20 protein-coding genes are annotated in these 22,156 nt (G+C 70.0%); 10 read left to right on the top strand and 10 right to left on the bottom strand.

The window, feature by feature from the left end; all coding sequences use genetic code 11:
• Nucleotides 1-16 precede the first annotated feature (16 nt).
• Nucleotides 17-2,788: a helicase-related protein gene (locus tag NJQ99_RS07115; protein WP_269332138.1), complete on the bottom strand. Its 2,772-nt coding sequence runs from the start codon at nt 2,786-2,788 to the stop codon at nt 17-19.
• A 198-nt stretch (nt 2,789-2,986) separates the two neighbouring features.
• On the opposite strand from NJQ99_RS07115, the gene scpA reads away from it, so the two are divergent.
• Nucleotides 2,987-5,140, top strand: a complete 2,154-nt coding sequence (gene scpA, locus NJQ99_RS07110; protein WP_269332137.1) for a methylmalonyl-CoA mutase — start codon at nt 2,987-2,989, stop codon at nt 5,138-5,140.
• 31 nt (nt 5,141-5,171) lie between these two features.
• Here the strand turns inward: scpA and NJQ99_RS07105 are convergent, their stop codons facing one another.
• Nucleotides 5,172-6,005 carry a DUF3108 domain-containing protein gene (locus NJQ99_RS07105; protein ID WP_269332136.1) on the bottom strand — a complete coding sequence of 278 codons (834 nt, stop codon included), beginning with the start codon at nt 6,003-6,005 and terminating at the stop codon, nt 5,172-5,174.
• 236 nt (nt 6,006-6,241) lie between these two features.
• Between NJQ99_RS07105 and meaB the strand changes: the two genes are divergently transcribed.
• Complete coding sequence (gene meaB / locus NJQ99_RS07100) at nt 6,242-7,252, top strand: methylmalonyl Co-A mutase-associated GTPase MeaB (protein ID WP_269332135.1); 1,011 nt, start codon at nt 6,242-6,244, stop codon at nt 7,250-7,252.
• A gap of 93 nt (nt 7,253-7,345) precedes the next feature.
• The gene (gene rpmB / locus NJQ99_RS07095; protein ID WP_269332134.1) at nt 7,346-7,633 is read left to right on the top strand and encodes a 50S ribosomal protein L28; all 288 of its coding nucleotides are present in this window, start codon (nt 7,346-7,348) and stop codon (nt 7,631-7,633) included.
• 85 nt (nt 7,634-7,718) lie between these two features.
• Here the strand turns inward: rpmB and NJQ99_RS07090 are convergent, their stop codons facing one another.
• The 4 genes from NJQ99_RS07090 to NJQ99_RS07075 form a co-directional block, all read right to left on the bottom strand.
• Nucleotides 7,719-8,720 carry an esterase-like activity of phytase family protein gene (locus tag NJQ99_RS07090; protein WP_269332133.1) on the bottom strand — a complete coding sequence of 334 codons (1,002 nt, stop codon included), beginning with the start codon at nt 8,718-8,720 and terminating at the stop codon, nt 7,719-7,721.
• On the bottom strand, nt 8,720-10,603 hold the full coding sequence (cobT, locus tag NJQ99_RS07085; RefSeq protein ID WP_269332132.1) for a cobaltochelatase subunit CobT: 1,884 nt from the start codon (nt 10,601-10,603) through the stop codon (nt 8,720-8,722). Before cobT ends, NJQ99_RS07090 begins: the two co-directional genes overlap by 1 nt.
• Nucleotides 10,600-11,586, bottom strand: coding sequence for a cobaltochelatase subunit CobS (cobS, locus tag NJQ99_RS07080; protein ID WP_269332131.1), 987 nt, complete (start codon nt 11,584-11,586; stop codon nt 10,600-10,602). Before cobS ends, cobT begins: the two co-directional genes overlap by 4 nt.
• A 113-nt stretch (nt 11,587-11,699) precedes the next feature.
• Nucleotides 11,700-12,329, bottom strand: coding sequence for a J domain-containing protein (locus tag NJQ99_RS07075; protein WP_269332130.1), 630 nt, complete (start codon nt 12,327-12,329; stop codon nt 11,700-11,702).
• Between the two features lie 80 nt (nt 12,330-12,409).
• Between NJQ99_RS07075 and NJQ99_RS07070 the strand changes: the two genes are divergently transcribed.
• Entirely contained in the window at nt 12,410-12,685 is a 276-nt protein-coding gene (locus NJQ99_RS07070) for a BolA family protein (protein ID WP_269332129.1), read from the top strand.
• A gap of 98 nt (nt 12,686-12,783) precedes the next feature.
• Entirely contained in the window at nt 12,784-13,053 is a 270-nt protein-coding gene (locus NJQ99_RS07065; RefSeq protein ID WP_269332128.1) for a ribbon-helix-helix domain-containing protein, read from the top strand.
• A gap of 55 nt (nt 13,054-13,108) precedes the next feature.
• Here NJQ99_RS07065 and NJQ99_RS07060 read toward each other — a convergent pair whose 3' ends face one another.
• From NJQ99_RS07060 to NJQ99_RS07050, 3 genes are all read right to left on the bottom strand, one after another.
• Nucleotides 13,109-14,392 carry an HlyC/CorC family transporter gene (locus NJQ99_RS07060; RefSeq protein ID WP_269332127.1) on the bottom strand — a complete coding sequence of 428 codons (1,284 nt, stop codon included), beginning with the start codon at nt 14,390-14,392 and terminating at the stop codon, nt 13,109-13,111.
• A gap of 73 nt (nt 14,393-14,465) precedes the next feature.
• A complete protein-coding gene (gene aroB, locus NJQ99_RS07055) occupies nt 14,466-15,632 on the bottom strand; it encodes a 3-dehydroquinate synthase (protein WP_269332126.1) in 1,167 nt (388 codons plus the stop codon).
• A complete protein-coding gene (locus NJQ99_RS07050; protein WP_269332125.1) occupies nt 15,629-16,207 on the bottom strand; it encodes a shikimate kinase in 579 nt (192 codons plus the stop codon). The genes aroB and NJQ99_RS07050 overlap by 4 nt, the downstream gene beginning before the upstream one ends.
• A gap of 160 nt (nt 16,208-16,367) precedes the next feature.
• On the opposite strand from NJQ99_RS07050, the gene NJQ99_RS07045 reads away from it, so the two are divergent.
• The 5 genes from NJQ99_RS07045 (at nt 16,368) to NJQ99_RS07025 (ending at nt 21,303) form a co-directional block, all read left to right on the top strand.
• Nucleotides 16,368-16,496, top strand: coding sequence for a hypothetical protein (locus NJQ99_RS07045; RefSeq protein WP_269332124.1), 129 nt, complete (start codon nt 16,368-16,370; stop codon nt 16,494-16,496).
• Nucleotides 16,497-16,522: 26 nt separating this feature from the next.
• Nucleotides 16,523-18,181 carry a hypothetical protein gene (locus NJQ99_RS07040; protein WP_269332123.1) on the top strand — a complete coding sequence of 553 codons (1,659 nt, stop codon included), beginning with the start codon at nt 16,523-16,525 and terminating at the stop codon, nt 18,179-18,181.
• 5 nt (nt 18,182-18,186) lie between these two features.
• Nucleotides 18,187-19,131: a site-specific tyrosine recombinase XerD gene (locus NJQ99_RS07035; RefSeq protein WP_269332122.1), complete on the top strand. Its 945-nt coding sequence runs from the start codon at nt 18,187-18,189 to the stop codon at nt 19,129-19,131.
• A gap of 200 nt (nt 19,132-19,331) precedes the next feature.
• On the top strand, nt 19,332-20,312 hold the full coding sequence (locus NJQ99_RS07030) for an HpcH/HpaI aldolase/citrate lyase family protein (protein WP_269332121.1): 981 nt from the start codon (nt 19,332-19,334) through the stop codon (nt 20,310-20,312).
• Between the two features lie 28 nt (nt 20,313-20,340).
• Complete coding sequence (locus tag NJQ99_RS07025) at nt 20,341-21,303, top strand: acetyl-CoA carboxylase carboxyltransferase subunit alpha (protein ID WP_269332120.1); 963 nt, start codon at nt 20,341-20,343, stop codon at nt 21,301-21,303.
• Between the two features lie 12 nt (nt 21,304-21,315).
• On the opposite strand, the gene NJQ99_RS07020 is transcribed toward NJQ99_RS07025, so the two are convergent.
• Nucleotides 21,316-22,149 carry a carbon-nitrogen hydrolase family protein gene (locus NJQ99_RS07020; RefSeq protein WP_269332119.1) on the bottom strand — a complete coding sequence of 278 codons (834 nt, stop codon included), beginning with the start codon at nt 22,147-22,149 and terminating at the stop codon, nt 21,316-21,318.
• Between the last annotated feature and the right edge of the window lie 7 nt (nt 22,150-22,156).

The raw sequence follows: 22,156 nt of genomic DNA, 5'->3' as shown, positions 1-22,156 counted from the left end.
GCGGCAGGGCTTCCGGTCAGGACCGCCGCGTCAGCGCGGCCTTGAGATCGGCGAGCGCGGCGAAGGGGGAATCGGGATCGATTGGTTTCTCCTCCCGGCGCGGACGGCCGGCGCCGGCCTGCTGCGCGGAACCGGTCTGCCCGCCCGGCTTGTGACCGTGCGGCTTGTGACCGTGCGGCTTGCCGCGTGGCCTGCCTTTCTGCGGTCCCTTGCCGCCGCGCGGCGGGCGCGGCGCGTGGCCCTCGCCCTGACCCTGGCGCTGACCTTGACCTTGACCCTGGCCTTGGCCTTCTGCCGCTGCCTGGCCTTCCGGCCTGCGGCCGCGCGGACGGCCTGGTCCCTTGCGGCGCCAAAGCGTCTTGCTCTGGCCCATGTCGTCGGCGACGGTCTGCGCCTGGTAGCCGAGGCTGCGGAGGATGGCGGCAAACTCCTCCCCGCTGCGTCCGACGAGCGACATGAGGTCGGCATTGGCCTCGAAACTGCCTTCCGGGTTCTCCGGCCCGCGCTTGGTGAGCGGGCGCAGGGCGTCGGCCAGGCGCTCCGTCATGTCGATGCGCGCGGCGAGCGGCCCGCAAACGCGGAAGCCCGCAACACCGTAGTAGCCCTCCGGCATCTCCGGATCGACCGGCACGGTGACGAGGCCTGGCGGGGGGGCGGGCGGCACCTCGCCCAGGCCCTTGTCGAGCGCCCAGAGATAGAGCTTCAGCCGCGTCGGCGCGGGCTTCAGCAGTGCCGGCACATAGATCGAGTATTCCGCGAAGCGCACGCCGCGGGCGCGCAGCTTGCCGCGGTCCTCCTGGCTCAACTGCTTGACGGTCTCGCCGACCTCGGCGCGGTCGAGGAGGCCCAGCGATTCCACGAGCTGGAACGCGAGGCCGCGGGTGAGGCCGTCGAGGTCGGACGCCTCCCGCAGATCGAAGAGGGGGCCGAGAAGCCCGCGCGCCTGACGGCGCATCCAGTCGTCGAGGTGGCGGACGAGCTTCTCGCGCGCGTCGGCCGGCATGTGCTCGTCCACGAAGGGCTCGACCGCGGGCGACAGCATGTCGCCGGTCGCCTTCAGCCGGGCGATCAGCCGCCCGTCCCAGGTGACGCCCGCCTGCTCGGTAAAGTCGAGCGCCTTGTCTTCCGCCGCGCATAGCGCATCGACGCGCGCCGCGAGCGCAGGCCCCAGCGCACTTGCCGCGGCGGCGCGCAGCGCCTTGCCTTCCGCGCCCCCAGCCTTGGGGTCGGCCGTGAAAACGAACCCGTCGAGACGGCCCACATATTCCCCCTCGACGTGAACCTCGCCCTGATCGCTGACCGATGCCATGAGCTCTTCTCTCTGCCGCAGACGCCTCATGAGGACACTTGTGCGCCGGTCGATAAACCGGTGCGTGAGCCGTTCGTGTAGCGCATCCGACAGCCTGTCTTCAATCTCGCGCGTGCGTCCCTGCCAATGGCGCGGGTCGTCGAGCCAGTTCGGACGGTTGGAAATATAGGTCCAGACGCGGGTGTGTGCGATGCGCGCGGCCAGCGTATCGATGTCGCCCTCGGTGCGGTCGAGGCGGGCGACATGGCCCGCCACCCAGTCCTCCGGCAGCGTGCCGCGGTCGGACATGAGGTGGGCGTGGACGCGCTTCAGAAGGCCGACGTGGTCGCCCGACAGCGTCTTGCGGAAATCGGGCACCTGCGCCACGTCCCAGAGCTTCAGCACGGCGGCGGGCCCGCCCGCGAGGCGGCGCACCTCGGGATCGCGGGCAAGCTGCTTGAGCACCAGGAGGTCGCCGGCTTCCCGCCCGCGGGCGAGCATCGGGTGACCGGACGGCACCTCCAGGCTGGCGACAAGCGCGTCGAGCGACGCGGGCGCAAGGTGGCTGTTGCGCCATTGCAGGACGCGGACGGGATCGAAACGGTGATCCTCGATCTGCGCGACGATCTCCGGATCGGGCTCGCCCGCGCTGCCGGTGACGCCGAAGGTGCCGTCGGACATGTGGCGTCCGGCGCGTCCGGCGATCTGCGCCATCTCGGGCGCGGCGAGCGGGCGGGTGGTGCGGCCGTCGAACTTCTCCGTTGCGGCGAAGGCGACGTGGCTCACGTCCATGTTGAGGCCCATGCCGATGGCGTCGGTGGCGACGAGAAAATCGACCTCGCCGCTTTCGTAGAGCGCCACCTGCGCGTTGCGCGTGCGGGGGCTGAGGGCGCCCATCACGACCGCCGCGCCGCCGCGCTGGCGGCGTATCAGTTCGGCGATCGCATAGACCTCGTTGGCGGAGAAGGCGACGATGGCGGACCGTCGCGGCAGACGCGAGAGTTTCTTGCCCCCCGCATAGGCCAGTTCGGAAAAGCGGGGCCGGGAGACGAACTGCGCCTCGGGCAGCAGGGCGCGCAGGACGGGGCGCATCGTCTCAGACCCCATCAGCATGGTCTCGGCGCTGCCGCGGGCGCGCAGGATGCGGTCGGTGAAGACGTGGCCGCGCTCGGCGTCGGTGGCAAGCTGCACCTCGTCGACGGCGAGGAATTCGACCGGGAGGCCGAGGGGCATGCTCTCCACCGTGCAGACCCAGTAGCTGGGGTGGGCGGGGACGATCTTCTCCTCGCCCGTGACGAGCGCAACGGCGGCGGGCCCCTTCACGCGGACGACCTTGTCGTAGACCTCCCGCGCCAGAAGCCGCAGCGGCAGGCCGATCATGCCCGAACGGTGCGCCATCATGCGTTCGAGCGCAAAATGGGTCTTGCCCGTGTTGGTCGGGCCGAGAACAGCCGTCACGCGGCCGGGAAGGGGGGAGGTCGACGGCTGGATACGGGACATGACAGGCAGAGACTTGTTCCTTACCGGGGACGAAAGCAAGCGTGCCCTAGACATGTGTCTGGCTTGCGGCGGCCGCGGGAAACCGGCATTTGACCCCCGAGGCGGCGTTTCCGATACTGCGCCCCCGAAACCGAACAGATGCGCCCGGCGCCGCAGATGAGGCGCGCGGGTGCGTACGCTGCGCAAAAGGGCCAAGGGATGAGCAAGGACAAGAGCGGACTGCCGGAGGACTGGGCGAAGCTGGCGGAGAAGGAACTGAAGGGCAAGAGCCCGGAGAGCCTGACCTGGACCACGCCCGAGGGCATCGCGGTGAAGCCGCTCTACACCGCAGCCGACCTGGAGGCGATGGGGCACGAGGACACGCTTCCGGGCGTCTTCCCCTTCACCCGCGGCGTGCGCGCGACGATGTATGCGAACCGGCCCTGGACGATCCGCCAATATGCGGGCTTCTCCACGGCGGAGGAGTCGAACGCCTTCTACCGCAAGGCGCTGGCGGCCGGGCAAAAGGGGCTGTCGGTCGCCTTCGACCTCGCCACCCACCGGGGCTATGACAGCGACCATCCGCGCGTGGTGGGCGACGTCGGCAAGGCGGGCGTCGCCATCGACAGCGTCGAGGACATGAAGATCCTGTTCGACGGCATCCCGCTCGACGAGATGTCGGTCTCGATGACCATGAATGGCGCGGTGATCCCGACGCTCGCCATGTTCATCGTCGCGGGCGAGGAACAGGGTGTCGCCGCGGAGCAGCTCTCCGGCACCATCCAGAACGACATCCTCAAGGAGTTCATGGTCCGCAACACCTACATCTACCCGCCCGCGCCCTCGATGCGGATCGTGGCCGACATCATCGCCTACACGGCGGAGAAGATGCCGCGCTTCAACTCCATCTCGATCTCCGGCTACCACATGCAGGAGGCGGGCGCGACGGCGGTGCAGGAGCTGGCGTTCACGCTGGCCGACGGCATGGAGTATGTGCGCGCGGCGACCGCCAAGGGGCTGGACGTCGACGCCTTCGCGGGGCGGCTGTCGTTCTTCTTCGCGATCGGCATGAACTTCTTCATGGAGGTCGCCAAGCTGCGCGCGGCGCGGATGCTGTGGGCGAAGATCATGAAGGACTTCGGCGCGAAGAAGCCGGGCTCCATGATGCTGCGTACCCACTGCCAGACGAGCGGCGTCAGCCTGACCGAACAGGATCCCTACAACAACATCGTGCGCACGGCGTTCGAGGCGATGGCCGCGGTGCTGGGCGGCACACAGTCGCTGCACACCAACTCCTTCGACGAGGCCATCGCGCTGCCGACCGAGTTTTCGGCCCGCATCGCGCGCAACACGCAGCTCATTCTCGCGCACGAGACGGGCGTGACGAACGTGGTCGATCCGCTGGGCGGGTCCTACTATGTCGAGAGCCTGACCGAGAGCCTCGCCGCGGAAGCCTGGAAGCTGATCGAGGAGGTCGAAGGGCTGGGCGGCATGACCAAGGCGGTCGAGAGCGGGATGCCCAAGCTGCGCATCGAGGAGGCCGCCGCACGCCGGCAGGCCCGCATCGACCGCGGCGAGGAGGTGATCGTCGGCGTCAACAAGTACACCGCCGAGGCCGACGCGCCGTTCGAGATCCTCGACATCGACAATGCCAAGGTGCGCGATGCGCAGATCCGGCGGCTGGAGAGCGTACGCGGGAGCCGCGACGAGGCGGCCTGCCAGGCCGCGCTCGACGCGCTGACCAGAGCCGCGGAGACGGGCGAGGGCAACCTGCTCGCCGCCGCCGTGGATGCCGCGCGGGCGCGCGCGACCGTGGGCGAGATCTCGCTGGCGATGGAAAAGGTCTATGGCCGCCACAAGGCCGAGATCCGCTCGATCACCGGGGTCTATGGCGCGGCCTACGAGGGCGACGCGGGCTACGAAACCATCGTCAAGGACGTCGAGGCGTTCGCCCGGGAGGAGGGCCGCCGCCCGCGGATGCTCGTCGTGAAGATGGGTCAGGACGGCCACGACCGCGGCGCGAAGGTGATCGCGACGGCCTTCGCCGACATCGGCTTCGACATCGACGTGGGCCCGCTCTTCCAGACGCCGGAGGAGGCCGCACAGGACGCCATCGACAACGACGTGCACGTGATCGGCGTGTCCAGCCAGGCGGCGGGCCACAAGACGCTGGTGCCGCAACTCATCGAGGCGCTGAAGGACAAGGGTGCCGAAGACATCCTGGTGGTGTGCGGGGGCGTGATCCCGTCGAAGGACTACGATGCGCTGAAGGCTGAGGGTGTGGCCGCGATCTTCGGGCCGGGCACCAATATCCCGAAGGCGGCCGCCGAGGTTCTGTCGCTGATCCGCGCGAAACGCCCCCAGGCGGCCTGAGCCGCCCGAGAGCGCATCGCCGGTGGCAGGTTCAGTCGGCGCTGGCCGCGCGCGTGGCGGGGCCGACCTCGAGCCGCGTGTTCTTGAGCACGGCGACGCCGACGGGCGTCCGCCCCGTCACCATCACGGGCACGTAGTAGCGCCCGCCCGCGACGGGCCGGAACCAGGCGTCGATCGGCGGCAGGGGATCCTTGGCCATCTGCTTGGCGGAGAAGCCGGCCATCCGTTCGTATTGCGCGCGGCAGGCGACGAGGCCCTCGGTATCCGAGGGTGTGGCGCCAGCCGCGGGGGCGTCGGGGTCGAGCGGGGCGAGCACGAAGTCGTAGCGCCGCTTGCCGTCGAACACCGGGATGCGCCGGTCGCAGGGATTGGCGCCGGCCGGCAGCATCAGCGCGACCAGCGCGCTCGCCGGGTCGAGGGAGGCGCGCCGGTCCTCCGGTCCCATGCGGAAGACGTCCTCGCCCTCGTCCGGTTCCCGCTCCACAGCGACAGGAAGGTCGCCGGCAAAGCCGATGCGCAGGATTTCGGGCGCGCCCCCGTCGTTCAGTGTCCGTTCGAACCGCGTCGGCTGCAGCGTTCCGTCAGAGCCGCGCAGACCGTTCGCGGTCGCATCGACCTGCGCGTCGTAGAGCGCACCGATCAGGCCGCGCGAGTTCATCTGCACACCGGCGTGGTACCTGTCTGCCGTCAGCTTCGCCTCGACACTGAGATCGCCGACCCGGAAGCCGCCGACATTCATCTCGTAGCCGAGCGCGACCCGATCCTCGGCCGCGTAGGCAGCCGTGGCGAGCGTCAGGGCGGCCAGAAGCCCGGCGAACGCGGTCCGAAAGCGGCAAAACGGTGATTCATGCGTCGGGAAAGCCATGGCATACCCCTTCCATCGCGGGAAACCCGAACATTGAACGGTCTTTTACCACGGTTTCCGTCGCCGGGGACAAGTTTCGCCAGGGGACCGGGTCTCCTGTGCTGCCCGATGTGGTTCTGCGGGGGGCGTAACACAAGCGGTGGAGCGGCAGGGGGCATTGCGGCTAGTCTCGGCGCCTGCAAGCCGATTCACGCCCGCAGAGGCGGCGGCGAGGGACGGGACGGAGGGATCCCCGCGTGAGCGATCTGGACGAAAAGGCGCTGGCCGACGGCGTCCTGGCAGGCGACCGGCGCGCACTGGCCCGCGCGATCACGCTGGTGGAATCGACCCGTGCCGATCACAGGCGCGCGGCGGAAGCGCTGCTCGCCCGCGTCCTGCCGCAGACCGGGCGGGCGGTGCGCCTCGGCCTCTCCGGCCCGCCCGGCGCCGGCAAGTCGACCTTCATCGAGGCGCTGGGCGGCATGCTGATCGCGCAGGGCAAGCGGATCGCGGTGCTGGCGGTCGATCCGTCCTCGGCGCGGTCGGGCGGCTCGATCCTCGGCGACAAGACGCGGATGGAGACGCTGGCGCGCGATCCGGCGGCCTTCGTGCGGCCCTCGCCCTCGGCGGGGCAACTGGGCGGGGTCGCCCGGCGGACACGCGAGGCGATGCTGCTGGTGGAAGCGGCGGGCTTCGACGTGGTGATCGTCGAGACGGTGGGCGTCGGCCAGTCGGAAACGACGGTCGCCGACATGACGGACATGTTCCTGCTGCTGCTCTCGCCCGGCGGCGGCGACGAACTGCAGGGCATCAAGCGCGGGATCATGGAGCTTGCCGACCTGGTGATCGTGAACAAGGCGGACGGCGACCTGGAGGCGGCGGCCAAGCGGTCCGAAGCGGACTATGCCGCCGCGCTGAGGATGCTGAGGCCGCGCACGGCGGAGTGGACGCCGCGGGCGATGCGGGTGTCGTCGCTGAAGGGCACGGGCCTCGAGGACGTCTGGGCGGCGGTCGAGGCGCACCGGGACGCCATCGCGTCCGGCGGCGGGCTCGCCGCGTTGCGGGCGGCGCAGGCGAAAAGCTGGCTCTGGGCCGAAATCCGCGAAGGTCTGATGGAGCGGTTCCAGGCGCATGAGAGCGTTGCAGCGGCGCTGCCTGCGGCGGAACGCGCGGTGGCGGGCGCGCGCGGGCTGCCCGCGGAGGAGGCGCGGCGGCTTCTCGATCTTTTTGCCGGAGAATCGGGCGGGGAAACCGACCGCACGTCTTGACGGCGTTGCCGCTTTCCGCCTATAGCGACCGCTCGAATTCCGGCGGGCGCGCGCGACGCGCCCCCTCCGACCTGTTTTTGCGAGGAATGACCCATGGCACGGCGGTGCGAGCTGACGGGTAAGGCCGTCATGACCGGCAACAATGTGAGCCACGCGAACAACAAGACGCGTCGGCGCTACCTGCCGAACCTGAACACGGTCTCGCTGGCGAGCGAGTCGCTGAACCGGTCCGTGAAGCTGCGCATCTCCATGGCGGCGCTGCGCACGGTGGACAAGGTGGGCGGCCTCGACGCCTATCTGCTGAAGGCGCGGGCCGAAGAGCTTTCGCCGAACGCGCTCAAGCTGAAGCGCGAAGTGCAGAAGGCCGTCGCTGCGGCCTGAGCCGCGCAGGCACACCCCCGAAAGACATCGCCGCCGGCCCGATGGGCGCCGGCGGCGTTTCTTTTGTCCCGCGCGGCGCGGTACCTCAGGGCGTGGCGGGAACCCGGAACACCAGCAGCAGCGTGCGCTGCAGCGGGCTGAAATTGTCGTCCGACATCACGTATAGCAGCGTTGAGCCATCGGGCATCGCGCGGCTTGCCAGCGCCTCCATGTTGTCGATGGCGTAGCGTGCGGGCAGATCGATCAATTCCTCCCCCTCGATGTGCGCACCCGGCGTGAGGTCTGTCGGCGCCAGCAGGCGCATCCGCATCCCCACGCCGCCGATCAGGGTGAAGCGCCGCTCCAGCAGGACGAGACGGCCGTCCGCAAGAGTGGCCGCGTCGGTAATGTGGTAGCGGCCTGCGGGCGCGACGGTCAGCCCCTCGAACCCATCCCGTGTCTGGATGAGGCCGATGATGTCGCCCCCGGGCGTCTCGGTGCGCTCGGAAAAGGCCACGATGCGCCCATCGGGCCCCCCGTCCGGCCTGAGCGCCAGCGCCTCCACGCCTTCGTTGAAATTGAACCGGGCGAGCACCGCCGGAGTGTCGACCGGAACCGGAACCGCCTCCGGACCCTGCGCCGCGAAGGGGTAGCGCCAGATGCGGTGCCGCCGCTCGAAGGAGACGAGCATGTCGCCGGAAGGCGTGCGCATCAGCCCCTCGGCGTCGTGGTCGCCGTCGCGCACCGGCTTGCCGTTGGGGGCGAGCAGCGGCGAGATGCGGGCATCCGAGATGGCGACCGGGCGGTGCGATTCATCGCTCTCCAGCCGCGCGGTGAACCATGTGCCGCGGTCGGAGATGGCGACGAGGTCCGCTCCGTCTTCGGAGATCTCCAGGCCCGAAATGCCGCCGAACCGGGCGTCGGAGGAGGACAGGACGAGCCCGCCCACGTATTCGAGCTTCCCGAAGTCGGTGCGGTCGGGCTTCTCGGGATCGAGGGCGATGGGCCGGGCCGTCACCTCGATCGGTGCGGCCTCGGCTGCGATGGCGGGAAGCGGTGCGGCGAGCGCCACGCAGAGGGCGGCCGCGAGAAGGCCCGCGCGCCGCATCAGGCCGCGCGGCTGCGGCGGCTGCGGGAGCCGGCGGCAGGGCCTGTCCGGCCCTCCTCCTCGAACAGGGACGCCAGCTGCTCCGTCATCGCGCCGCCAAGCTGGTCGGCGTCCACGATCGTCACGGCGCGGCGGTAGTAGCGCGTCACGTCGTGCCCGATGCCGATGGCGATCAGTTCCACGGGGCTCTTCGTCTCGATCCATTCGATGACCTGCCGCAGGTGCCGCTCGAGATAATTGCCGGCGTTGACGGAGAGCGTCGAATCGTCGACCGGCGCGCCGTCGGAAATCACCATCAGGATCTGCCGCTGCTCGGGACGGGCCAGAAGGCGCCGGTGCGCCCAGAGCAGCGCCTCGCCATCGATGTTCTCCTTCAGCAGACCTTCGCGCATCATCAGGCCGAGATTGCGGCGGGCCCGCCGCCAGGGCGCGTCGGCAGCCTTGTAGACGATGTGGCGCAGGTCGTTGAGGCGGCCGGGCGTCGGCGGCTTGCCGGCCTGAAGCCATTGCTCCCGCGACTGGCCGCCCTTCCAGGCGCGTGTCGTGAAGCCCAGGATCTCCGCCTTCACGCCGCAGCGTTCCAGCGTGCGCGCGAGGATGTCGGCGCACATGGCCGCGACCGTGATCGGCCGGCCGCGCATCGAGCCGGAATTGTCCAGCAGGATGGTGACGACGGTGTCGCGGAAATCCATGTCCCGCTCGATCTTGAAGGACAAGGGGTGCATCGGGTCGGTGACCACGCGGCTGAGGCGGGCCGCATCGAGCAGGCCCTCTTCGAGATCGAAGTCCCAGGAGCGGTTCTGCTGCGCCTGCAGGCGGCGCTGGAGCCGGTTGGCGAGCCGGGAGACGACGCCCTGGTGGGCGTAGAGTTGCTGGTCGAGATAGGCGCGCAGGCGGGTGAGTTCCTCCGGGTCGCACAGCTCGTCGGCAGCCACCGTCTCGTCGAAGGCGGTCGTGAAGACGCGGTAGGACGGCTCGTTCAGGAGGTCGCCCCACGGATCGTTGGGGCGCTGCGGGCGGCGGCCCTCGGCGCTTTCCTCGCCGTCGGCCTGGGCGTCGGAGTCCATGCCCTCGAGCTCGACTTCCTCGTCGGAGCCGCCGTCGGTCTCCTCCGTCTCGGTCGCGGCGGCATCCTGTTCGACGCCCTGCTCGCTCTCGGCGCCTTCCTCGCCGGCCCCGTCCTCGGGCGACTGGCCGTCGTCCTGGTCTGGCTGGTCGCCGTCCTCGTCGGACGACTCTTCCGGCTCCTCGCTCAACTGCTCCGCCATGTCGAGGTCGTGCAGCAGGTCGCGCGCGGCGCGGGCATAGTTCGACTGGTCGTAGAGGAGGTCGGTAAGGCGGGACAGCGCGTCCGCCCCCTTCTGCTCCACCCAGGGGCGCCACGCCTCGACGAGCGCGGTGGCGGCCTCCGGCGGTTTCGCGCCGGTCAGGCGTTCCCGCAGGATCAGCGCCAGAGCGTCCGAAAGCGGCGCCTCGTCCCGGCCGCGGATCGCCTCGTACCCGTTCTCCTGGCAGCGGTGTTCGAGCGCGGCGAGCAGGTTGTCGGAGACACCCGGCATCTCGGTCGCGCCGATCGCCTCGCAACGGGCCTGCTCCATGGCGTCGAAGATGCTGCGTGCCGCCGCACTTTCAGGCAGGAAGTGCCGGTGGGTGACGTCGTCGTGATGCTTGAGCCTGAGCGCGTAGGAATCCGCCAGTCCGCGCAGGCGCGCGGCCTCGGCGGCGTCGAGCTTGCCTGCAAGGTTCGGCAACCGGACGCGCGCACCCCGGATGCCGGGCGTGTCCTTTGCGAAGGTCACCGCCACCTCCGCATCCTCCGCGATGGTGCGGAGCGTGGTGGCGAGCGCCTCCTTCGCGGCGTCGGTGGTGCGGTCTGCCGTCATTTCAGCTGGACGAGCACCGATTCCGGCAGCTCCTTGCCGAAGCACCGCTGGTAGAACTCCGCCACCGTCGCGCGCTCGAGCTCGTCGCACTTGTTGAGGAACGTCACGCGGAAGGCGAAGGCCACGTCGCCGAAGATGCGCGCGTTCTCCGCCCAGGTGATGACCGTGCGCGGGCTCATGACCGTGGACAGGTCGCCGTTCACGAAGGCGGTGCGCGTCAGGTCGGCGAGGCGCACCATCGCGCTGACCGTCTTGCGCCCCTCGTCCGTGTCGTAGGCGGGGTTCTTGGCCAGGACGATCTCCGTCTCGGCGCTGTGCGGCAGATAGTTCAGCGTGACCACGATGTTCCAGCGGTCCATCTGGCCCTGGTTGATCTGCTGCGTGCCGTGATAGAGGCCCGTCGTGTCGCCGAGACCCACCGTGTTCGCCGTCGCAAACAGCCGGAAGGCCGGGTGCGGCCGAATGACGCGGTTCTGGTCGAGTAGGGTCAGCTTGCCCTCGACCTCGAGGATCCGCTGGATCACGAACATGACGTCCGGGCGGCCAGCGTCGTACTCGTCGAACACGAGCGCGGTCGGATGCTGCAGCGCCCAGGGCAGGATGCCCTCGCGGAACTCCGTCACCTGCTTGCCGTCGCGCAGAACGATGGCGTCCTTGCCGACGAGGTCGATGCGGCTGATGTGGCTGTCGAGGTTGATCCGGATGCACGGCCATTTCAGGCGCGCGGCCACCTGCTCGATATGCGTGGACTTGCCGGTGCCATGATAGCCCTGGATCATCACCCGCCGGTTGTGGGCGAAGCCCGCGAGGATGGCGAGCGTCGTCTCCCGGTCGAAGCGATAGGTGGGGTCGAGGTCCGGAACGTACTCGTTGCCTTCGCTGAAGGCCGGGACCGTCAGGTCGGTGTCGATGCCGAACACCTCGCGCACGGACACTTGCGTGTCGGGCCCGGCGGGCGCGGTCTCGGGGAAATCATGAGCCATGTTCTGAGCGTCTTTCCTGGGGCCCGCCACCGTGGCAGGCCGGGTTCGGGTCCGCTGCCCCTGCGGGGCCGGGCGTGCGGACGATGCATCCCTCGCGGGGCGGCCTTCCGGCCTCACGACCGGACATAGCGGCTGCCCTTGAGAAGACCATAGGCCCAGATCACCCGCCTGAGCTGGTCTTCCGCGCCGCGATCCCCGCCATTGGCGTCGGGATGGAAGCGCTTCACGAGTTCCTTATACCGCCGTTTCAACTGGGACAAGGTGAGCGGCAGTTCAAGGTCCAATGCGCCCAGCGCATCGGCGACCGGCCGCGGAAGCTGGGCCGGATCGGGTTCCTCGGCGTTTCGCGCGCGCTGAGCTGCTTCCGCCTGCTCGCGCCCGAAGAGGCCCAACGGGTCGGCAAGATCGTCGTAGGTCCAGCGCGCGTTGCGCTTTTCCTCCTCCGCCTTGCCGCCCATCTTCCAGGTCGGGCGCTGCCAGGTGGCATTGTTGCGGACATAGTCCTCGACCTGGCCGTCCTCCCAGCCGGCGAAGAAGTTCCAGGAACGGTTGTAGGCGCGCACGTGATCGAGGCAGAACCAGCGGTATTCGCGCAGCCGGGCCGGGCTGCGGGGCGCGCGGAATTCTCCTGCTGCGGTGCAGCCGTCCCACTCGCACGCATGCGCATGCGGTCCCGCGCCGCGGGACTTGGCGGCGCTGATCCGGATGTCGAACTCGAAGCTCTGGCGCGTGGACCGTTCCATGGTTCCGGATTATGGTTTGCACACAAGGGCCAGACAAGCGCACGGCCTGTCACGGCGGGGTCATGAAGGAAGGTTAGGACATGAGTGTGGCCGAACGGTTGAAAGGCAAGCTGGAAGCCGCCTTCGCACCGGCCGAGGTCGCGGTCGTGGACGAATCGCACCTCCATGCGGGCCACGCCGGCGCCCGGCCAGAGGGCGAGACGCATTTCCGCGTGCGGATCGTCTCCCCTGTCTTCGAGGGTCAGTCCCGTGTCGCCCGCCAGCGCGCGATCCACGCGGCGGTGGCTGCCGAGCTGGCGGGGCCCGTCCACGCTTTCGCGGTCAAGGCGCTGACACCGGACGAGGTCTCCGGGTGATACTGGAGAATACTACCTAAGAGTGCGTTAGTCTTGACAACACGTATACGGTGAACATCCTTGTGCTGCAGTGGGAGTGCAGATCGGGGATTGGTTGCATGTTCACTTCGTTGATAAGCCGGAACGTGAGGATCGGAGAGCACCGTACCAGTGTTCGGCTGGAGCCGGAACTCTGGGAGGCGCTTGAGGACATATGCATGCGGGAAGACCTCTCGCTGCATGACGTGTGTACGGAAGTGGCGCAGCAGGACCGGAGCGGAGGCTTCACCTCCGCCCTGCGCGTCTTCGTGATCCGGTATTTCCGGGCGGCCGCCGCCGGGAGGGACGTGCGCAGCCCGGTCATGGCGCTGCGCCGAAGGGCCGCCTGAGCCGCCTGCGAACGGGACCGCGGACGTCCCCGGGCACGGCGCCGGCGCCTGCCGGTCACCGGGGAGTTGCGCGGTCCCGGTTGCGCAAGGGCGTGATGCGCAGCAGCGTGATCTGGTTGCGCTGACGTTCCAGCACCTGGAAGCGGTAGCCGTAGAAGGTGAAGGTCTGTCCCTTCTCCGGGATCGCCCTCGCCTCGTGAATGACAAGTCCGGCGGCCGTCGTCGCCTCGTCATCGGGCAGCGACCAGTCGAGCGACCGGTTGAGGTCGCGGATCGCCACCGTGCCGTCGACGATGAAGCTACCGTCCGGCTGCTGCTCGACGCCCGCCACCTCGACGTCGTGCTCGTCGGTGATCTCGCCCACGATCTCCTCGAGGATATCCTCCAGCGTGATGAGGCCCTGCAGCGCACCATATTCGTCCACCACGAGGGCGAAGTGCTGGCGGCGGTTGAGGAAGGCGTCGAGCTGCTCGGCGAGCGAGGTCGTGTCGGGCACGAACCAGGGCTGGCGCGCGATCCGCGAGATGTCGAGGGTCTCCATCGTGACCTCGCCGCTGGACAGCGCCCGCAGCACGTCCTTTGCGTGGATCACGCCGATGATGTTCTCCGGGTTGTCGCGCCAGACCGGGATGCGCGTGAAGGGGCTGCGCACGATCTTGCGGACAAGCTGGTCGGGCGGCAGGTCGGCATTGAGCATCACCATGCTCTTGCGGTGCACCATCACCTCCGACACCTCCAGCGTGCGCAGGTTCAGCAGGCCGCCGAAACGGTCGCGCTCGTCCTTCACCACCGCGCCCTCGGCATGGTGATAATCGATGGTGCCCTTGATCTCCTCGTGCACGGGGATGTGCTCTTCCTCGGTGCGCACGTTGAAGAGGCCGAGGACACGGCTCACGATCGCCTGCACGGCTGCCGACACGGGCGTGAACAGGGCGACGATCACCATGATCGGGGTGGCGACCACCCGCGCGACCTTGTTCGGGAAGGCAATGGCGAAGGTCTTGGGCAGCACCTCGGCAAAGATGACGACCAGCGCGGTCATCACCAGCGTCGCATAGGCCACGCCCGCATCCCCGAAGAGCTTGAGAAAGAGGCTCGTCGCCAGCGCCGAGGCAAGGATGTTCACGAGGTTGTTGCCGAGCAGGATGGCGCCGATCAGCCGCTCCTTGTCCTCGGTCAGGTGCAGCACCCGGCGGGCGGCGTGGTCGCCCTGCTTTTCCAGCGCATGCATGCGCGCCCGGCTCACCGCTGTCAGTGCGGTTTCGGAGCCGGAGAAGAAGCCGGAAAGAACGAGCAGCGCAACGATCGCGCCGAGGAAAAGGATAAGGGTCAGGTCCATGAGCCGTGCCGTAGGTTGCGATCAGGAAGGTACATGCAGGGCAGGAACTGCCGGCCCGGCCGGCACAGTCGGGTCACGCGCTTGCAGCACCGTCCGCAGCCAGACGCGCCGCGATCGCGGCTGTCTCCACGTCCTGCGTGGTGAAGGCGCGGCCGATGCCGTGCGCAAGAATGAGCGTGAGCGTGCCCCCCACGACCTTCTTGTCCTGCTGCATATGGTGGACCAGCCGCTCTACCGCCAGTGGTCCGCCCGGAATGTCGGCAATCGAGACGGGAAGGCCCGCCGCCTTGAGGTGCGCCCGCACCCGGTCGGCGTCGGCGCGCGGCGCGAGGCCGAGATCGGCGGACAGGTCGAAGGCCAGCACCATGCCGATCGCCACCGCCTCGCCATGCAGCAGGCGGGCGGAATATCCGGTCTCCGCCTCCAGCGCGTGGCCGAAGGTGTGGCCGAGGTTGAGCAGTGCGCGGGCGCCCTGCTCGGTCTCGTCGGCGGCGACCGTCGCGGCCTTGGCGCGGCAGCTCGTGGCGACCGCGCGGACGAGCGGGCCGGTCTCGCGGGCGAGCACGCGCGCGCCCTTCTCCTCCAGCCAGGCGAAGAAGGGTGCGTCGCCGATGAGGCCGTATTTCACGACCTCGGCATAGCCCGCGCGCATCTCCCGGTCGGGCAGCGTCGCGAGGTGGTCGGTGTCGGCCAGCACGAGCGAGGGCTGGTGGAAGGTGCCGACGAGGTTCTTGCCGTGGCGCGTGTTGATGCCGGTCTTGCCGCCCACCGAGCTGTCGACCTGCGCAAGGAGCGTGGTCGGCACCTGCACGAAGCGCACGCCGCGCCGCAGGATGCTGGCCGCAAACCCCGTCAGGTCGCCCACCACGCCGCCGCCAAGCGCAACGACGAGGTCCCGGCGTTCCACCCGCGCCTCGAGTAGGCGGTCGAGGACGTCCTCCAGCGTGCCGAACCGCTTCGACGTCTCGCCCGGCGGCACGAGGATCGGCACCGCCTCGTACCCGGCGGCGGCGAGCGCATCGACAAGCGGCGCGAGATGCTGCGCGGCGACCGCCTCATCGCTGACGATGGCAACGCGGGTCTGGCGCGACAGCGCCTTCAGGCGGGCGGGCAGTTCCGCGCTCACCCCCGACCCGATGCGGATGTCGTAGGCACGTGCGCCCAGTGCGACATGGACCGTTTCGGTCTGGCCCGCCTCCGCGGTGCCGGGCGCCGGGGCAGCCGTATCGGAAACCGTCATGCGGACCCCCGTTTCTGTTCGAGATGGCGGAGAAGGGCACTTGCGACCGAGGCGACACCTTCCTCGTGGGGGGCGTCGCGGCTCTCCACGGTCACGTCGGCCAGCGCATAGACCGGATAGCGGGCGTCGATCAGGTCGGACAGCACCTTGCGCGGGTCCGCGGTGCGCAGCAGCGGCCGGTGCGTGCGGTGCGCGGTGCGCTTGTGCAGCAGGTCGAGGTCGGCCTTGAGCCAGACGGAAATGCCCCGCTCGGCAATGCGGTCGCGGGTCTCTTCGCTCATGAAGGCGCCGCCGCCCGTCGCCAGCACGCCGTGGCGTTCGGCCAGCAAGCGGGCGATGACCTTGCGCTCCCCGGCGCGAAACTCCTCCTCGCCGTGGGCGGCGAAGATGTCGGCGATGGACTGGCCGGCCGCCGCCTCGATCTCGGCGTCGGCGTCGCTGAAGGGCAGACCGAGCTTCTTCGCCAGCCGCCGCCCGATCGACGACTTCCCCGCCCCCATCAGGCCGACGAGAACGATGGAGCGGTCGGAGGGAAGCGCGGCCTTCAGGCGGTCGTAGAGTGCATCCTGCGTCATGGATCGGAGCTTTACGCGAAAACCGCCGGGCGCGCCAGAAGCCGGAGCCAGAAGCCGGAGCCAGAAGCTGGTGTCTTTGGGCCAGCCTCGTTTTCGCCACGGGTCCCGTCCTATACACTGCGGAACGAATCGGACGCGACCAGACCGGCCGGGGCCCTCCATGCGCTATCTCTTCTTCCTGCTCATCCTGCTGATCGGGTTCGGCATCGGCGCCCTGTTCGTCATCGATGTGCCGGCACCCTCCCAACAGGTCGAGAAGCCCATTCCCGCCGAGCGGTGGCAGAAATGAGCCGGGGCGGAGCATTCGCTCTCGGCTTGGCGCTGACCCTTGCCGGTGCCCTGCCCGCGGCCGCGCAGTCCGTGCCGCCGCCGCAAGGCGCAGCCCAGCCCGTGCAGCAAGTGCAGCCCGCGCCGGCTGCCGAGGCACCGCGCAAGGGCCCGCTTGTCATCCTCCCGCCCGCGGCCCGCGAGGGCGCGCCCGTGCCCGGCACCGCGCCGGTGTTCGACCGTCCCATCGAGGGCGTGGCGGTGGAGCGGCTGGGCGCGATGAGCGGCGCAGCTGCGGACCTGACGGCCCGCGGAGCCGAGGGTCTGGGCGCGGATCTCTGGCTCGGCCAGCGCGGCAACCTGATCTCCGGACTGCTGGAGCGGGTCGAGCCGCACCCCACGGCGCGCAGCATGAATACGCTGATGGCGCGGCTGTTGCTGACCGGCGCCGAGCCGCCGGACGGGCGCGCCGCCCGCTTCGGCGAGCGCCGGGTCGCGGCCCTGCAACGTTTCGGACGCGCCGACGAGGCCGCCCGCCTTGCGCGCGCGCTCGCGGGCGAGGATCCGAAGCTGCGCCGGATGGCCGCGGATGCGGCGCTGCTCGACGGCAATGCCGAAGCCGCCTGTTCGCTTGCCGACGAGGTGGGGCAGAGCCCGGTCGGGGCCGACCCCTATTGGACGAAGGTTCGTGGCTATTGCGCGGCGCTGGCCGGCAACGAGGCCGAGGCGCTTTTCGAGACGGAGCTTCTGCGCGAGGGCGGGGTGCAGGACCCTGCCTATTACCTGCTGATGGACCGGCTGCTGTTCGACTTCGAGAGCGAGGTTCCGGCCTACACCGAGATGACGCCGCTGCACCTTGCGATGCTGCGGTCCGCCGACGGGACGCTGCCGCTCCGGCGCGGGCAGGGGGTGCCGGCGGCATATGTGCCTGCCCTGCTCGCCGCCGCCGACGGACCGGCTGATGCCGCCGTGCTTGCGGTGGAGGCGTGGTCGCTCGCCCGCATCGACGCGGACGAGGTGGCCCGGCGGCTGGCGGAGGTTCCGGCGGACCGGCGCGGCCCGCTGGCCCAGGCGCGCGCGGCGGCGCTCGCGGCGGCAAGCCCGGCTGACCGCATCGCTGCCGTCACCCGCCTGATGGGCGACGGCGCGGCGCGGGAGCGGATCGCGCTCGACGCTGCGCTGGCGGAGCCCGCAGCCAAGGACCTGCCCGTCATGGCGGACGATCCGGGCTTGCGCGGCCTGATGGTCGAGGCCGCGGTGGCAGGCGGCAATCTCGCGCGCGCCTACGACTGGTTCGAGGCGCCGGCGCCGGCAGAGCCCGCCCGCGAGGCGGAACTGGAAGCGCTGCTGCTCGTCGCCGACCCGCAGACGCCGCTTGCGCGCACGCCTGCTCTGGCCACGATGCTGGGGACGAGCCCGCCGGGCCTGCGCCGCATCGCCCTGCTCGACGCCTTCGACCTGTCGCGTCCCCTGAACGCCAACGGCGGTACGGACGTCATGGAGCTGATGGACGCGGCCCGCGCGGGCAGCCGCGGCGAGACGGTGCTGCGCGCCATGGACGTGCTGGGCGGCCGTCCGCTCGCGGACACCGACGCCGACCGGATCGCGGCGGCGGTGCGCGCCCTCGACATGGCCGGTTTCAAGGCGGAGGCGCGGGCGCTCGCGGTCGAGGCGATGCTGGCCGTACCCGCCTTCGCAGGCCGCTGAGCGCCATGGCCCGGCCCGCGCGCGCGCACGCGGCGAGCGGCCGGGTCGAGGCCTTTCTGGAAATGCTGAGCGCCGAACGCGGGGCGAGCGCGAACACGCTCGCCGCCTATGGCCGCGACCTCGGCGACCTTGCGGCCTTCGTCGCCGCAAGGGGGCAGAGCGGGCCGGAGGCGGCGGAGCGTGCCGATCTCGAGGCCTGGCTCGACGCGATGGGGGCGGAGGGGCTTGCCCCCGCGACGCGGCGGCGGCGGCTCGCGGCGGTGCGGCAGTTCTTCGGCTTCCTCTACGAGGAGGGGGTGCGGGGCGACAATCCGGCGGCGACGCTGGAGGGCCCGGCGCGCGCCCGCAGCCTGCCGAAGAGCCTGAGCGAGGGGGAGGTTGACGCGCTGCTCGCCGCTGCGCGCGCGATACCAGGGCCGAAGGGGGCTCGGCTGCTGTGCCTCGTGGAGCTGCTCTACGCGACGGGCATGCGGATTTCCGAGCTGGTGACCCTGCCCGCCTCGGCGGTGAAGAAGGGTCCGGAGATGTTGCTGATCCGCGGCAAGGGCGGCAAGGAGCGTATCGTGCCGCTCGGTGCTGCGGCGCGCGAGGCGATCGCGGCCTATCTGCCCCTGCGGCCTGCGTTCCTCGCGCCGGAGCCTGGCGGCGGCGAGAGCCCCTGGTTCTTCCCGGCGCGGGGCGGGCCCGGCCACCTGCCGCGCGGCAGCGTCCACCGGATGCTGAAGGATCTCGCCGTCGCGGCCGGGATCGACCCGGAGAGGGTGTCGCCCCATGTCCTGCGGCACGCCTTCGCCACGCATCTCCTGGCTCATGGCGCGGACCTGCGCGCGATCCAGACGCTGCTCGGCCACGCCGACATCTCGACGACGGAGATCTACACCCATGTGCTTGATGCGCGGCTGCGCGCCATCGTGGAGGAGCGTCACCCGCTGGCGCGCCGGGGAGCCTGAGAGCACGCCGCTCGCTGGCGCGGCGGGGGTCCTTTCATGACGCCGCTCGCTGGCGCGGCGGCGTTGACGCCTTGCCCCCGCGCGCTTAGTGTCCGGCGCCACCGGTCGTGCGCCAGATGGCCGGCGCGCGGGCGGCCGTCGCGCACGCCGTCCGCCGGGCTATCATCCAGAAGCGCGCCAGAGGGGGCATCGAGAGCGTCATGAGTTTCACGGACATTCCAGCACCGCCCGCACGTCCGAACAGGTCGCAGCTGTTCGTTCCGGGCTCGCGGCCGGAAATCTTCGAGAAGGCGGCGAAGAGCGCCGCGGACGTGATCAATCTCGACCTCGAGGACTCCGTCTCCCCCGCCGAGAAGCCGAAGGCGCGCGCGAACGTCATCGCCGCGCTCAACGACATCGACTGGGGCACGAAGACCGTCTCGGTGCGGATCAACGGCCTCGACACGCACTTCTGCTACCGCGACGTGGTCGACCTGATCGAGAAGGGCGGCGACCGCCTCGACCTCATCATGATCCCGAAGGCCGGCACCGGCGCCGACCTCTACGCCATCGACATGCTGGTCACCCAGGCCGAGAACGCCATGGGGCGCACGAAGCGCATCGGCTTCGAGATCATCATGGAAACCGCGCTCGGCCTCACCAACATGAAGGAGATGGTGCAGGCGACGAAGCGGCTGCAGTCGGTGCATTTCGGCGTCGCGGACTATGCCGCCTCCATGGGCATGGCGGTGACCGGCATCGGGGGGACCCAGGAGCATTACGGCATGCTGCTCGGCGCGGCGGGAGACACGGACCGCGCCTTCCACATGAACGATCCCTGGCACTATCCGCTGGTGCAGATGGTCGCGGCTTGCCGGGCGCATGGCGTGCTGCCCATCGACGGGCCGTTCGGCGACTTTTCCGACGACGACGCCTACCGGGCGCAGGCGCGCCGGGCGCAGACGCTGGGCTGCGCGGGCAAATGGGCGATCCACCCCAAGCAGGTGGCGCTCGCCAACGAGATCTTCACGCCGTCCGAGGCGCTGGTCGGCCAGGCGCGCCGAATCCTCGCCGCCATGGAAGAGGCGCGGGAGAAGGGCATGGGCGCGGTGACGCTCGACGGCAAGCTGATCGACCTCGCGTCGATCCGGCAGGCCGAGGTGATCATTCGCCAGGCCGACATGATTGCGGGCACGGCCTGAAGGGCCGGTTTTCGGGGAGTCTCGTCGCGTGCGAACCTATCTGGATTTCGAGAAGCCGATTGCGGAACTGGAGGGGAAGGTTCGCGAGCTGCGGCAGATCGGCGAATCCGACGGCAACGCCATGGACATCGCCGAGGAGGTGCAGAAGCTCGAGAAGAAGGCCGAGCAGCTTCTGAAGGACACCTACGAGAAGCTCGATCCCTGGCAGAAGACGCAGGTCGCGCGCCACCCGGACCGGCCGAAGTTCCTCGACTACGTGGGTGCCCTCGTCACCGACTTCGTCGAGCTGAAGGGCGACCGCGCCTATGCCGACGACGCCGCCATCGTGGGCGGTCTCGGCCGGTTCCAGGGGCGCACGGTCATGGTGATCGGGCACGAGAAGGGCTCAGACACGACCTCGCGCATCAAGCGGAATTTCGGCATGGCGCGGCCCGAGGGCTACCGCAAGGCAGTGCGCCTGATGCATCTTGCCGACCGCTTCGGCGTGCCCGTCGTCACGCTGGTCGACACGCCCGGCGCTTATCCCGGCATCGGGGCGGAGGAGCGCGGCCAGGCGGAGGCCATTGCCCGCTCGACCCAGGCCTGCCTGCGGCTCGGCGTGCCGCTGATCTCCGTCGTGATGGGCGAGGGCGGCTCTGGCGGGGCCGTGGCGCTCGCCACCGCCAACCACGTCATCATGCTGGAGCACTCGGTCTATTCTGTGATCTCTCCGGAGGGCTGCGCCTCGATCCTGTGGCGCGACGCGGCGAAGGCGAAGGACGCGGCCACCGCGCTCAAGCTGACCGCGCAGGATCTCATGCAGCTCAACGTCATCGATACGGTCGTGGCCGAACCGATGGGCGGGGCGCACCGCGATCCGCAGACGGTTTATGCCGCTGTGCGCGGCGCCATCGCCCACGCGCTGGAGAAGCTGGGCGCGAAGTCGCCGGACGAGCTGCGCCAGCACCGGCGGCAGAAATATCTCGACATGGGCAGGCAGGGCCTCGCCTGACCCGAGCCCAGCCTAGGCCTTCGGCGCTGCGATCTTGCGGTCGTGGGTCAGCGCGGGCACGCGGGCGCGCGCCTCTGCCACGCGGGCGAGGTCGAGGTCGGCGACGATCACGCCCGGCTCGGTCCCGGCATCGGCCAGCACCTCGCCCCACGGCGCGACGATCAGGCTGTGGCCGTATGTGCGCCGTCCGTTCGGGTGCGTGCCCGTCTGCGCGGGCGCGATCACGAAGCAGCCGGTCTCGATGGCGCGGGCGCGCAGCAGGACGTGCCAGTGCGCCTCCCCCGTCGGCACGGTGAAGGCCGAGGGTACGGTCAGGACCTGCGCTCCGGCGTGCGCCAGCATCCGGTAGAGGTAGGCAAAGCGCAGGTCGTAGCAGATGCTGAGGCCGAGCCGGCCCCAGCCAAGGTCCGCAACCACGGCCCGGTCTCCTGGCCGGTAGCGCGCGGATTCGCGGTAGCTTTCGCCGTCCGGCAGGTCCACGTCGAACATGTGGATCTTGTCGTAGGTGGCGAGGCGCACACCGTCCGGCCCGAACAGGACCGAGCGGTTGGCGGCGCGCGCGTCGTCCGCCAGCTTCACGCCGGTCGAGCCGACGAGGACCGCGACGCCGTGCTGCCGCGCGAGCGCCGACATCGCGGCGAACATCGGCGTCCCGTCCTCGGGTTTCAGAAGTCCTGCGAGCCGCTCGGGCCGGCTTTCGAGGAAGCCCGCGTTCTCGGGCAATGTCAGGAAGGTCGCGCCCTGGTCCACAGCCCGCCGGGCGAGGTCCGCGGCTTCAGCGATGTTGGCGTCGAGGTCGTCGCCCGACGTCATCTGCAGGCAGGCGGCGCGGACGGTTCCGGACATCGTTGCA

It is taken from the genome of Futiania mangrovi, from assembly GCF_024158125.1.
In the GTDB taxonomy this organism is placed as follows: domain Bacteria; phylum Pseudomonadota; class Alphaproteobacteria; order Futianiales; family Futianiaceae; genus Futiania; species Futiania mangrovi.
This window is presented reverse-complemented; position numbering and strand designations above follow the sequence as displayed.